Below are 12934 nucleotides of genomic sequence, written 5' to 3'. Positions count from 1 at the left end.
AACCGCCGCCAAGCCGTTGATTCTTCGCCCTGCGCCGCACGGCACAAAAGCTGCGCCACGAATACCGCGTGCGCCTTGCCGCGCCGCGATTCGATTCGTTCAACGACACACGGAGACATGCAATGACAGACCCGACCACCGGTCCCACCCGGGCCGCCGCCACCTGGCTCACCGACTTTGCCGCCGCCCTCGCACGCGGCGACAGCGACGCGGCCGTCTCGCTGTTCGAGGCCGACAGCTACTGGCGCGACCTCATCGCCTTCACCTGGAACATCCGCACGCAGGAAGGCGCCGATGCCATCCGCGCGATGCTGCAGGCGCGGCTGGCCGACACGCAGCCCACGGCCTTCGCGCTGGAGGGCGAGGCGACCGAGGCCGACGGCGTGGTCGATGCCTGGTTCAGCTTCGAGACGCACGTCGCGCGCGGCCGCGGCCACCTTCGGCTGCGCGGCGGCAAGGCCTGGACGCTGCTCACCACCATGACCGAGCTCAAGGGCTTCGAGGAAAAGACGGGCGAGAACCGCATCAAGGGCGCGGAGCACGGCGTGCACAAGGGCCGCAAGAACTGGCTCGAGAAGCGCCAAGACGAAGAGGCTGCGCTCGGCTACACCGAGCAGCCCGAGGTGGTGATCATCGGCGGCGGCCAGGGCGGCATCGCGCTGGGCGCGCGGCTGCGCCGGCTGGGCGTGCCGACCATCATCGTGGAGCGCAACGCGAAGGCCGGCGACTCCTGGCGCAAGCGCTACAAGTCGCTGTGCCTGCACGACCCGGTCTGGTACGACCACCTGCCCTACATGCCCTTTCCGGACGACTGGCCGGTGTTCGCGCCCAAGGACAAGATCGGCGACTGGCTGGAGATGTACACGAAGATCATGGAGCTCAACTACTGGAACTCCACCCATGCGAAGAAGGCCCGCTTCGACGAGGCCACGCAGCGCTGGGAAGTGACGGTCGAGCGCGAAGGCAGGCCGGTGGTGCTGCGGCCGAAGCAGCTGGTGTTCGCGCTCGGCGTCTCGGGCTATCCGAACGTGCCGCAGATCGCGGGCGCAGAGAACTTCAAGGGCGACCAGCACCATTCGAGCCAGCACCCCGGGCCCGAGGCCTATGCCGGCAAGAAGTGCGTGGTGCTGGGCTCGAACAACTCGGCGCACGACATCTGCGCGGCGCTGTGGGAGCACGGCGCCGACGTGACGATGATCCAGCGCTCGTCCACGCACATCGCGCCGTCGCAGTCGCTGATGGAACTGGCGCTGGGCGGGCTCTACTCCGAGCAGGCCGTGAAGAACGGCATCGACCATCACAAGGGCGACCTGATCTTCGCCTCGGTGCCCTACAAGATCATGCACACCTTCCACATCCCGGTGTACGAGGAGATGAAGAAGCGCGATGCCGACCTGTACGCGCGGCTGGAGAAGGCGGGCTTCCTGCTCGATTTCGGCGTCGACGGCTCCGGGCTCTTCATGAAGTACCTGCGGCGCGGCTCGGGCTACTACATCGACGTGGGTGCCTCCGAGCTGGTGGCCAACGGCAGCATCCACCTCAGGAGCGGCGTGAACATCGAGCGGGTGAACGAGCGCTCGGTCACGCTGACCGACGGCACCGAGCTGCCGGCCGACCTGCTGGTGTACGCCACCGGCTACGGCTCGATGAACGGCTGGCTGGCCGACCTGATCTCGCCCGAGATCGCCGACAAGGTCGGCAAGTGCTGGGGCCTGGGCTCCGGCACGCCGAAGGACCCGGGGCCCTGGGAGGGCGAGCTGCGCAACATGTGGAAGCCTACGCAGGTCGAGAACCTCTGGTTCCACGGCGGCAACCTGCACCAGTCGCGCCACTACTCGCAGTTCCTGGCGCTGCAGCTGAAGGCGCGCATGGAAGGCATCGACACGCCGGTGTTCGAGCGCGCGCCGTCGTACCACAAGCGCTGAGCCGTGTTGTCCCCTCTCCCTCTGGGAGAGGGTCAGGGTGAGGGCAGGTGCGATGAACGAGGCGCGGCGCTCGAATGGCGGCCGCCACCCTCACCCCCGCCCTCTCCCCAAGGGGAGAGGGAGCGAGTCATTCATTCCTCGATGAAGCGCCGCAACCCTTCGAGGTCGATCACGGTGATCCCCCCGTACTCGATCCGCAGGAACCCCGCTTCCTTCAGCCGGTTCAGCGCCGCATTGCATCGTTGCCGCGACACACCCGAAAGATTGGCGATCTCCTCCTGCGAGGTCTGCAGGTGCAGCTCGCTGCCCGGATACAGCCACGGATGGAACAGCCCCGCCAGCGCACGCGCCACCTGGCCGTCGGCGTCGAGCAGCCGGTGCGCCGCGTAGTTGCCCATGAACCAGTGCAGCCGCTCGTTGAGCTGCTGCAGAAGGAAATGATCGAAGCCGCGCTGCGTGCGGTGCAGCCATTCGAAAGTCTCCAGCGGCAACTGGGCCACCCGGCTGGGCCGCAGCGCAATGACGTCGGCCGAGCGCGGGGCGCCGCGCAGCAGCGTGCCTTCGCCGAACCAGCTGCCGACCGACAGCCCGCCGAAGGTGACCGAGCGGCCGTCGCTCGAGGTGATCGACCACTTGAGCAGCCCTTCGAGCGTGCCGTACCAGTGCAGCGGCGTATCGCCGCGCCGGCACAGCGCGGCGCCGGCCGCCACATCGACCTCGCGGATCTCGTCGAGCACGCGTTCGCGCGCCGTTTCGTCGAGCAGCGGATACCAGGCCGAGCGCTGCAGCAACTGGGGAATCGTCAGCGATGCCGCCTTGAAGGCCGGCTTCGTCGTGGCCATGAAATGAAAGCTCCTGGGGCCCGGGTGCGTAAACCCTGAGCCCAAATGTCGTCGCAATGACTGAGTGTGCCTGCGCCGCCAAAAATAATAGCGCGCCCCTCATGAAAGAGACATCCAGGAGACCCGGAGCATGTCGTCCAAGCGCAAAGTGATCGTGACCATCGCCCCCACCGGCGGCATGGCGCACAAGTCGCAGAACCCCCACCTTCCCACCCAGCCCGACGAGATCGCGGCCGACGTGCTGCGCTGCTGGAACGCGGGCGCCAGCGTGGCCGCCATCCATGCGCGCCGCCCCGACGACGGCGCCACCTGCAATGCCGACGTGTACCGCGACATCAACAGCCGCATCCGCAATGCCGGCTGCGACATCGTCATCAACAACTCCACCGGCGGCGGCGTGCATGGCGACATGGTGAAGCCGCTGGCCGGCAATCGCTGGGAGATCGCCTGGGAAGAGCGCATCAAGGGCATGGACGCGGGCGCCGAGATGTGCACGCTCGACGCCACCACGCTCAACCTGAGCTTCGAGGGCAAGCAGATCCTGATGGACACGCCCATCACCCGCGGCCGTGAGCTCGCCGCCGGCATGAAGGCGCGCGGCATCAAGCCCGAGTGGGAGGTGTTCAGCCCCACGCACATTCTGCAGGACACGACCACGCTGATCGACGAGGGCCATGACGACGAGCCCTACTTCATCAACCTGGTGATGAACGTGCACCGCAACTTCCAGAACGCCATGCCGTATTCGCCGCGCTTCCTGCAGATGATGGTCGACACCCTGCCGCGCGGCAGCATCTTCGGCGTGAGCGGCATCGGCACCTCGCAGCTGGAAGCCAACCTGGCGGCGCTGCTGCTGGGCGGCCATGCGCGCGTGGGGCTCGAAGACAACCTCTACTTCCGCCACGGCGAGCTGGCCACCAACGTGCAGCTCACCGAACGCATCGTGCGCATCATCCATGAGCTCGACATGGAAGTGGCCACGCCGGCCGAAGCAAGGCAGATGATGGGGCTGCCCCGCAGAGGCGGCCCGCGCCCCGAATTCGCGCCGCGCTGAAGCGGCCGTTCACCCCGCCAGAAAATCGAAGGAGACATCCATGAACACCCGCCGCCACTTCCTCCACACGCTCGGCGCCGCCACTGCGCTGGGCGCCCTCTCGCCGCTGGCCGCACTGGCCCAGGCGCTCGAGCAGGTCAAGATCTACTACGGCTTCCCGGCCGGCAGCGCGGGCGACAGCGTGGCGCGCCGCGTGGGCGAAAAGCTCGCGGGCTCGGCCTATTCCCGCAACGTGGCCGTGGTCGAGAACAAGCCGGGCGCCGGCGGACGCATCGCGCTGGAAACCCTCAAGAGCGCGCCGGCCGACGGCAGCGTGCTGGCGCTGTCGCCGTTCTCGTGCACCTCGATCTATCCGCACATCTACAGCAAGCTCAGCTACGACCCGGCCAAGGACTTCGTGCCGGTATCGATTGCCGCCGTCATGCACCATGGCCTCGCGGTCGGCCCGCTGGTGCCGCCCGAGGTGCGCACGGTGAAGGACTTCCTCGCCTGGGCCAAGGCCAACCCGAACCAGGCCAGCTACGGCTCGCCCGCGGCCGGCTCGACGCCGCACTTCATCGGCGCGCTGCTGGGCCTCAACAACGGGGTCGATCTCAAGCACGTTCCCTACCGCGGCTCCATCCCCGGCGTGACCGACGTGGTGGGCGGGCAGATCGCCGCCATGGTCACGCCCAGCGGCGACTTCATTCCCAACCACAAGGCTGGCAAGCTGCGGCTGCTCGCGACCTCGGGCAAGGCGCGCTCGCCCTTCTCGCCCGAAGTGCCGACCTTCGCCGAGCAGGGCTTCGCCGAGCTGACCACCGAGGAATGGTTCGGCTTCTACGCCCCGGCCCGGACGCCGGCTAGCGTGGTCGCGGCGGCCAACGCGGCGATCAACGCGGCCATCAAGGAAAAGGTGGTGACGGACAGCCTGGCCGTGGTCGGCCTGATCGCCCAGGGCTCCACGACCGAGGAGATGGCGCGCTCGCAGCGCGCCGAGGCCGAGCGCTGGGGTCCGCTGGTCAAGAAGATCGGCTTCACGGCCGACTCCTGAGGCGATGCAGATGGAACCGACTCCGAAACGCGTGGCGGTGGTCGCCACCGGCGTCATCGGCGCCAGCTGGGCCGCCTACTTTCTCGCGCGCGGCCTCGACGTGGAGGCCACCGACCCCTCGCCCGATGCCGAGGCGCGGCTGCGCACGGCCGTGGCCGCGCACTGGCCCACGCTCGAGCGCTTCGGCCTGGCCACCGGCGCCTCGGCCGGGCGGCTGCGCTTTCATGCGCGGCTCGAAGATGCGGTGGCGCAGGCCGACTTCGTCCAGGAAAGCGGCCCCGAGCGGCTGGATTTCAAGGTCGACCTGTTCCGGCGCATGGACGAGGCCGCGCCGGCCCACGCCATCCTGGCGTCGAGCTCCTCGGGGCTGGCAATCAGCGCGGTGCAGGCCGAATGCAAGCATCCGGAACGCGTGGTGCTGGGCCATCCCTTCAACCCCCCGCACCTGATCCCGCTGGTGGAGGTGGTCGGCGGCGAGCGCACCTCGGCCCAGGCCATCGAACGCACGATGGCCTTCTACGCCGCCATCGGCAAGCGGCCGATCCATGTGAAGCGCGAGGTCAAGGGCCACATCGCGAACCGGCTGCAGGCCGCGCTCTGGCGCGAGGCCTTCCACCTGGTCGACGAGGGCGTGGCGAGCGTGGCCGACATCGACACCGCCATTGCGCACGGCCCCGGCCTGCGCTGGGCGGTGATGGGGCCGTTCATGAACCTGCATCTCTCGGGCGGCGCGGGCGGCATCGAACATGTGCTCGCGCACCTGGGCGGGCCGATCGAGGACTGGTGGAAGGACTTGGGCGCACCGACGATGACCGAAGAACTCAAGCGGAAGGTGACCGAAGGTGTGGCCGAAGAACTGGGCGCGCGGCGCGTGGCCGAGCTCGAGGCTGCCCGCGACATCCTGCTGTTGAACCTGATTCGCGCGAAGACCGAAACCGGCAGACTCGATTGAAATGAAAGACGACGACTTCCTCCTCGACGAAAGCCAGATCGCCCCGCCGCGCACCGTGCGCATCGACTTCGACGACGGCTCCTTCGCGCTGCGTTCGCCGATGGCGCTCAAGCCCTATGCGCGCTGCATCGGCGAATGGCTGGAGCGCTGGGCGCGCGAGACGCCCGAGGCGCTGGCCTTCGCGGAACGCGACGACAGCGGCGAACACTGGCGCAAGCTCGACTACCGCGCACTGCGCCAAGCCGTGGGCGCCGTCGCGCAGGCGCTGCTCGATCTGGAGCTGCCGGCCGAAAAGCCCATCGTGATCCTCTCGGACAACGCGATCGACCACGCGGTGCTGATGCTCGCGGCCATGCACATCGGGCGCACCGCATGCTCGCTGTCGAGCGCGTATTCGCGCCTGGCCAGGGATCCGTCGAGGCTGCACGGCATGCTGCAGGCGCTGCAGCCGGCATTGATCTACGCCTCGGACGCCAGGATCTACGGCGGTGCGCTCGCGGGCTGCGGCATCGAGGTGCCCGTGGTGTTCAGCCGCAACGCCGATGCGCATGCCGGCGCCCTGCCCTTCGCTCAGCTGCTGCAGGCGCGCGAGACGCCGGCCGTGATGCAGGCCTACGAGGCCATCCTGCCAGATACCCAAGCCAAGTACCTGCTGACCTCGGGCTCCACCGGCAAGCCCAAGGTGGTGATCAACACGCACCGTATGCTCTGCGCCAACCAGCAGATGATGGCGCAGACTTGGCGTTTTTTGAACGACGAGAAGCCGGTGCTGGTCGACTGGCTGCCCTGGAGCCACACCTTCGGCGGCAACCACAACCTGCACATGGTGCTCGCCCATGGCGGCGCGCTCTACATCGACGAAGGCCGGCCCGCGCCGGGCCTGATCGAGAAGACCGTGCGCAACCTGCGCGAGGTGAAGCCCACGCTGCTGTTCAACGTGCCGCGCGGCTTCGACATGCTGCTGCCGTTTCTCGAAGCCGACGATGCGCTCGCCGCCGAAGTGCTCTCGCGGCTGCGGCTGGCCTTCTATGCGGCCGCGGCGCTCGCGCCCTCGACCTGGCAGCGGCTCGAAGCCGTGGCGCAGCGCGTGCGGCCCGAGCGGCCGCTGTGGCTCACCACCTCGTGGGGCGCCACGGAGACTTCGCCGGCCATCACCTCGGCGCACTGGAAGCTCGACGGCGCGGGCTGCATCGGCGCACCGCTGCCGGGGCTCGAACTCAAGTTCGTGCCCAACGGCCAGAAGCTCGAGATGCGCGTCAAGGGCGTCTCGGTGTTCCCGGGCTACCGCCATGCGCCGCGCGAAACCGCCGAGGCTTTCGACGACGAGGGCTACTACCGCATCGGCGATGCAGGCTTTCTTGCAAACCCAGCCGATCCTGCGCAGGGCGTGATCTTCAACGGCCGCGTGGCCGAGGACTTCAAGCTCTCGAGCGGCACCTGGGTCTCGGTGGGCACGCTGCGCGTGAAGCTGGTCTCGATGCTGGCGCCGCATGTGCAGGACGTGGTGCTCACGGGCCACGACCGCGACGAGATCGGCATGCTGGTGTTCGCGAGCCCGCAGGCCGCTTCGCTCGCGCCGCAGGCGCTGGCCGGGCGCATCGCCGAAGTGCTGCGCACGCTGCGGGACGAAGGCGCAGGCTCCTCGCAATGCCCCACGCGCGCGCTGGTGCTCGTCGAACCGCCGAACCTGGACGCCGGCGAGATCACCGACAAGGGCTACATCAACCAGCGCGCGGTGCTCACGCGCCGCGCGGCCGAGGTGGCGCGGCTGCATGCCGGCGCAGACCACGACCTGCAGGTGATCCGGCTGCGCGACTGAGCGGCCTCGCCGGCACCTCAGGGAGACACCGCCGCGCCCTTGCGAGTCGCCGGCGGCGCCTTTTTCTTCGCCGGCTCTTCCGCGCCGAAGAGCTTTTCCATCTGCTGCCCCGCACGCGCGCCGATGGCCGTGCCCACGCCCGGCAGCAGCGCGGTGCCGACCGCCGCGCCGGCCAGCGCGCCACCGGTCAGCGACACCTCCGGCTCGCTCATGGTCCCGCCGATCTGGAGCGGCATGCCCACCACGCCGTCGATGAGATCGACCGCGATCTCGCCGTCCAGCTTGCGGTTGAAGAGCCGCAGGTGGCCGCTGGCCGTGAGCACGCCCGAGCGCGCCCTGAGCGCGGTGTAGCGCAGCACCACGCCGTCGTCGGTGCCCTGCGTGTCGAGCACGCCGGTGAGCTCGTCCAGCGGCGTGCTGCCGCCGCGGCTGATGCCGGCGGTGGTCACGGCCCTGGCCAGGTCCAGCCGCGTGAGCGTGGCCGGCCGGACCGAGAAGGTGGTGCGGGTGCGCAGGCTGCGCAAGAGCGCGCCCACCTCGCCGGCCTCGGCCACCAGCGTCGATTGGCCCGAGGCCTTGCCGGCCACGGCGCTGCGCCGGCCGAAGGCCTGCACCAAGCCCTCGATGTCCACCTGCCGGGGCTCGAGCTCGGCCGACACGCGCAGCAGGTCGTTCGGCGGCAGGGTCTCGAACCGGGCCACGCCGTTCGCCGTGCCGCCGCCAATGTCGATGCGGGTGCGCCACCGGTCCTGTCCGGCGGCGCGGTCCAGCCGCAGCCGGGCGGGCGGCGACACGCCCGTGCGCTCGATGCGGACCTGGCGCGGCCGCCAGCCGGCGTCGAAGCTGATTTCGCCGTCGTAGGCCAGTGCAATGTCGCGCCGGTCGATCCAGGCCAGGTCGCGCCAGCGCAGCTTTTCGAGCGGAACCGGCGCCAGCGCCCAAGGCGCGGGCAGCGCGACGATGCCGCCGCCCTCGTTCGGCTTGGGGCCCTTGCCGCGGAAGGCGCGCATCGACTCGCGCGGCAGCACCAGGCTTTCGATCTCGACCTCGTCGATGGCGATGACCCGGCGCAGCAGCTCCCGCAGCTTGAGCTGGACCGTGATGCGGCGCAGCGTGACCGGGCGCGGCTGCTCGGTGGCCAGGTCGGACAGCACCAGCACGGGGCTGGGCCACAGCGCCCAGTGCGCGCCGCCGATCTTCAGGCCCACGCCGAAGCGCCTCTCGAAGCCGTCGGCGATCCGCGCGGCCACTTCCTCGTCGCTGGGCAGGCGGGTGCTCGCCAACCACAGCAGCGCACCGATCCCCAGCAGCAGGACCGCGGCAATGCCGATGAGCCAACGACGAAGAGGGCGTTTCATCAGACCAACTTAGCACGCGAAGGCGACTGCCGTTGTCAGCCGCCGTCGCTATAGTTTCCCAAACCCTGCACCGGAGAAACCCAATGCGCATCTGGAAAAAAGACATCTCTGTCGAGGAACTGACCCGCAACCACATCGGCACCGCCGTGTCCACGCTGGGCATGGAGTTCCTGGAGGTAGGCGACGACTTCATCCGCGCCCGCGTGCCGGTGGACGAACGCACCCGCCAGCCCTACGGCATCCTGCACGGCGGCGTCTCGGTGGTGCTGGCCGAGACGCTGGGCTCCTGCGGCGCGCACTACTCGGCCCCCGTGGGAGACCGGGCCGTGGGCCTGGACATCAACGCCAACCACATCCGCTCGGCCACCAGCGGCTGGGTCACGGGCACCGCGCGGCCGGTGCACCGCGGGCGCACCACGCAGGTGTGGCAGATCGACATGACCAACGACGCGGGCGACTTGACCTGCGTCTCACGCATCACAATGGCGGTGCTGCCGCCGCGCTAGCGAAGAGAAGAAAACCCGCCCGGCACGCGGGCGGCAGCGGGCCGAGAGAAGCCCCCCAGGAACATAAATAACTACCGAGGAGATAACCACTCATGAGCAACCTGTTCAGCTGGCGCGAAGTCGCCGCCACCGAGGGCAGCGTGGTCGCGCCCGACGAACGCCTGCCCTGGCTGCAGACCGGCGCGATGGGCGTGCAGCACGTGATCGCGATGTTCGGCGCCACGGTGCTGGCGCCCATCCTGATGGGCTTCAATCCCAACATCGCCATCCTGATGAGCGGTATCGGCACGCTGATCTTCTTTCTGGTGACGGGCGGCAAGGTGCCCAGCTACCTGGGCTCGAGCTTCGCGTTCATCGGCGTGGTGATCGCGGCCAGCGGCTATGCGGGCAAGGGGCCCAACGCCAACATCGCGGTGGCGCTGGGCGGCATCGTGGCCTGCGGGGTGGTCTACATCCTGATCGGCGCCCTCGTGCAGGCCATCGGCACCGGCTGGATCGAGCGCTTCATGCCGCCGGTGGTCACGGGCGCGGTGGTGGCGGTGATCGGGCTCAACCTGGCGGGCGTGCCGATCAAGAACATGGCGGCCAGCAATTTCGATTCGTGGATGCAGGCCGTCACCTTCCTCTGCGTGGGGCTGGTGGCGGTGTTCACGCGCGGCATGCTGCAGCGGCTCCTGATCCTGGTCGGGCTGATCCTGGCCACGCTGGTCTATGCGGCGCTGACCAACGGCATGGGCCTGGGCAAGCCGGTGGACCTGGGCGGCATCGCCAACGCGGCGTGGTTCGGCATGCCGACCTTCACCGCACCGGTGTTCACGGCCAACGCCATGCTGCTGATCGCGCCCGTGGCCATCATCCTGGTGGCCGAGAACCTCGGCCACCTGAAGGCGGTCACGGCCATGACCGGCCGCAACCTCGACCCCTACATCGGCCGCGCCTTCATCGGCGACGGCATTGCCACGGTGGTGAGCGGTGCCTCGGGCGGCACCGGCGTGACCACCTATGCCGAGAACATCGGCGTGATGGCGGCCACGCGCATCTACTCGACGGCGGTGTTCGTGGTGGCCGCGCTCATCGCGCTGGTGCTGGGCTTCAGCCCCAAGTTCGGCGCGCTGATCCAGGCCATTCCGCTGCCGGTGATGGGCGGCGTGAGCATCGTGGTGTTCGGCCTCATCGCCATTGCCGGCGCCAAGATCTGGGTCGACAACAAGGTCGACTTCTCGCAGAACAAGAACCTGATCGTGGCCGCCATCACGCTGATCATCGGCACCGGCGACTTCACGCTGAAGTTCGGCGACTTTGCGCTCGGCGGCATCGGCACCGCGACTTTCGGGGCGATCATTCTTTACGCACTGCTCGGCAGATCGCGCAACGCCTGAGCCTTTTAAAAGTGAAACCTCGTGCAATAAATGTTCTGCGGGGTGATTGAAGCGGGGGCCGGTCACTGGCCGGAAGCCCGCGCCCGTTAGACTTCAACGCTTTTCGCACCGACGTTTTCCAATGGCCGATGTCTCCGCCGCGCGCACCAAGGCGGTTTTCGAATTCAAGAGCGCCACGCTGCCGCTGATTGCAGTGATCCTCAAGACGGCCGACCTGGCCGTGCTGGCCGAGGCCCTCGACGCGCAGCTGGCCGACTCGCCCGATTTCTTCGAGCAGGAGCCGGTGGTCATCGACCTCTCGCAGCTGCAGCCGGACGAGGAAAGCGGCGAGGAACCCGCCGAGCTCGACTTTGCGGCACTGCGCGGCCTGCTGGCGCGCCACCAGACGCAGCCCATCGCGGTGCGCGGGGGCAACAACGCCCAGAATGCCGCGGCGCGCGCGGCCGGCCTGTCGCTCACGGCCATGCCGGTGGCGCCCGCGCCGCGCTCCCCAACGCCGCCGGCTGCTTCGCCGGCGCCCGCCAGCGAAGCACCGCAGATCGTGCGCGAAGTGCCGGTGCCGGCCAACGGCACGCTCCTGATCGACAAGCCGCTGCGTTCGGGCCAGCAGGTCTACGCCCGCGGCGGCGACGTGGTGGTGACCGCGGTGGTGAGCTTCGGCGCCGAGGTCATTGCCGACGGCAACGTGCACGTCTACGCGCCGCTGCGGGGCAAGGCCATTGCCGGCGCGCGCGGCAACACCGAGGCGCGCATCTTCTCGACCTGCATGGAAGCGCAGCTCGTGGCCATTGCGGGCATCTATCGCACCAACGAAGTGCCGCTGCCCGACCCGGTGCTCGGCAAGCCGGCCCAGATACGCCTGGATGGCAAGAAGCTGGTGATCGACGCGATTCCCTGACGGGCCGCGCCGCATCCGACAACCAACAACCGAATCGAAACAAGAAGGAATGGCCATGGCCAAAATTGTGGTGGTGACCTCAGGCAAGGGCGGCGTCGGCAAGACCACGACGAGCGCCAGCTTTGCGTCGGGCCTCGCGCTCGCGGGCAAGAAGACGGCGGTGATCGACTTCGACGTGGGCCTGCGCAACCTCGACCTCATCATGGGCTGCGAACGCCGCGTGGTGTACGACCTGATCAACGTGATCCAGGGCGAGGCCAACCTGAGCCAGGCGCTCATCAAGGACAAGCAGTGCGACAACCTGTTCGTGCTCGCGGCCTCGCAGACGCGCGACAAGGAAGCGCTCACGCAGGAAGGCGTCGAAAAGGTGCTGACCGACCTGGCCGCCATGGACTTCGACTACATCGTCTGCGATTCGCCCGCCGGCATCGAGACCGGCGCGATGATGGCCATGCACTTTGCCGACGAGGCGCTCGTGGTGACCAACCCCGAGGTATCCTCGGTGCGCGACTCCGACCGCATCCTGGGCATGCTCAGCAGCAAGACCAAGCGGGCGAAGGAAGGCGGCGACCCCATCAAGGAGCACCTGCTGATCACCCGCTACAACCCCAACCGCGTGGCCGGCGGCCAGATGCTCTCGCTGGAAGACATCCAGGACATCCTGCGCATCAAGCTGATCGGCGTCATTCCCGAGTCGGAAAGCGTGCTGCAGGCTTCCAACCAGGGCGTGCCCGCGATCCACGACAAGGATACCGACGTGGCCAAGGCCTACAGCGACGTGGTGGCGCGCTTCCTGGGCGAAGACCGCCCGATGCGCTTCGTCGACGCCGAAAAGCCGGGCTTCTTCAAGCGAATTTTCGGAGGCAAGTAGGCCATGTCCTTTTTCTCGTTCCTGCTCGGCGAAAAGAAGAAGACGGCCAGCGTCGCCAAGGAGCGGCTGCAGATCATCCTCGCGCACGAGCGGTCCAGCCTCAGCGGCAAGAAGCGCCCCGACTACCTGCCCGACCTGCAGCGCGAGCTGATGGCGGTGATCTCCAAGTACGTGAAGATCAATGCCGACGACATCAAGGTCCACCTGGAAAAGCAGGACGACCTCGAAGTGCTCGACATCAAGATCGAGCTGCCCGACCCGGCACCTTCGCCGGCGCGCTGAAGAAAGAACGCGCGG

The 12934-nt window shown here is 68.4% G+C and carries 12 protein-coding genes; 10 read left to right on the top strand and 2 right to left on the bottom strand.

Annotated elements, in window-relative coordinates:
- Positions 1-122 precede the first annotated feature (122 nt).
- Complete coding sequence (locus RZE77_RS00365; RefSeq protein ID WP_319440193.1) at positions 123-1925, top strand: NAD(P)/FAD-dependent oxidoreductase; 1803 nt, start codon at positions 123-125, stop codon at positions 1923-1925.
- 131 nt (positions 1926-2056) lie between these two features.
- Here the strand turns inward: RZE77_RS00365 and RZE77_RS00360 are convergent, their stop codons facing one another.
- Positions 2057-2767, bottom strand: coding sequence for a Crp/Fnr family transcriptional regulator (locus RZE77_RS00360; RefSeq protein ID WP_319440192.1), 711 nt, complete (start codon positions 2765-2767; stop codon positions 2057-2059).
- 130 nt (positions 2768-2897) lie between these two features.
- Here RZE77_RS00360 and RZE77_RS00355 point away from each other — a divergent pair, with 130 nt between their 5' ends.
- Genes RZE77_RS00355 through RZE77_RS00340 form a run of 4 tightly spaced genes read left to right on the top strand, consistent with a single transcriptional unit; the run spans position 2898 to position 7625 of the window.
- Positions 2898-3821 carry a beta-keto acid cleavage family enzyme gene (locus RZE77_RS00355; protein ID WP_319440191.1) on the top strand — a complete coding sequence of 308 codons (924 nt, stop codon included), beginning with the start codon at positions 2898-2900 and terminating at the stop codon, positions 3819-3821.
- A 40-nt stretch (positions 3822-3861) separates the two neighbouring features.
- Entirely contained in the window at positions 3862-4854 is a 993-nt protein-coding gene (locus RZE77_RS00350; RefSeq protein ID WP_319440190.1) for a Bug family tripartite tricarboxylate transporter substrate binding protein, read from the top strand.
- 10 nt (positions 4855-4864) lie between these two features.
- A complete protein-coding gene (locus RZE77_RS00345) occupies positions 4865-5806 on the top strand; it encodes a 3-hydroxyacyl-CoA dehydrogenase NAD-binding domain-containing protein (RefSeq protein WP_319440189.1) in 942 nt (313 codons plus the stop codon).
- Position 5807: 1 nt separating this feature from the next.
- Positions 5808-7625, top strand: a complete 1818-nt coding sequence (locus tag RZE77_RS00340) for a feruloyl-CoA synthase (protein WP_319440188.1) — start codon at positions 5808-5810, stop codon at positions 7623-7625.
- A 17-nt stretch (positions 7626-7642) separates the two neighbouring features.
- On the opposite strand, the gene RZE77_RS00335 is transcribed toward RZE77_RS00340, so the two are convergent.
- Positions 7643-8983, bottom strand: a complete 1341-nt coding sequence (locus RZE77_RS00335) for an AsmA family protein (RefSeq protein ID WP_319440187.1) — start codon at positions 8981-8983, stop codon at positions 7643-7645.
- 83 nt (positions 8984-9066) lie between these two features.
- Here RZE77_RS00335 and RZE77_RS00330 point away from each other — a divergent pair, with 83 nt between their 5' ends.
- The 5 genes from RZE77_RS00330 to minE all read left to right on the top strand — a co-directional run bounded on the left by RZE77_RS00330 (position 9067) and on the right by minE (position 12919).
- Positions 9067-9489: a hotdog fold thioesterase gene (locus tag RZE77_RS00330; RefSeq protein WP_319440186.1), complete on the top strand. Its 423-nt coding sequence runs from the start codon at positions 9067-9069 to the stop codon at positions 9487-9489.
- Between the two features lie 92 nt (positions 9490-9581).
- Entirely contained in the window at positions 9582-10868 is a 1287-nt protein-coding gene (locus tag RZE77_RS00325; protein ID WP_319440185.1) for a solute carrier family 23 protein, read from the top strand.
- Positions 10869-10989: 121 nt separating this feature from the next.
- The gene (gene minC, locus RZE77_RS00320; RefSeq protein WP_047784497.1) at positions 10990-11766 is read left to right on the top strand and encodes a septum site-determining protein MinC; all 777 of its coding nucleotides are present in this window, start codon (positions 10990-10992) and stop codon (positions 11764-11766) included.
- Between the two features lie 55 nt (positions 11767-11821).
- Positions 11822-12637, top strand: coding sequence for a septum site-determining protein MinD (gene minD, locus RZE77_RS00315; RefSeq protein WP_319428366.1), 816 nt, complete (start codon positions 11822-11824; stop codon positions 12635-12637).
- Between the two features lie 3 nt (positions 12638-12640).
- Entirely contained in the window at positions 12641-12919 is a 279-nt protein-coding gene (gene minE / locus RZE77_RS00310; RefSeq protein ID WP_012745230.1) for a cell division topological specificity factor MinE, read from the top strand.
- Positions 12920-12934: the final 15 nt, after the last annotated feature.

The sequence above is a fragment of the Variovorax sp. SPNA7 genome (assembly GCF_033807855.1).
Classification (GTDB): domain Bacteria; phylum Pseudomonadota; class Gammaproteobacteria; order Burkholderiales; family Burkholderiaceae_C; genus Variovorax; species Variovorax beijingensis.
The sequence above is the reverse complement of the archived record's forward strand: the minus strand, read 5'-3'. Positions and strand labels throughout refer to the sequence as shown.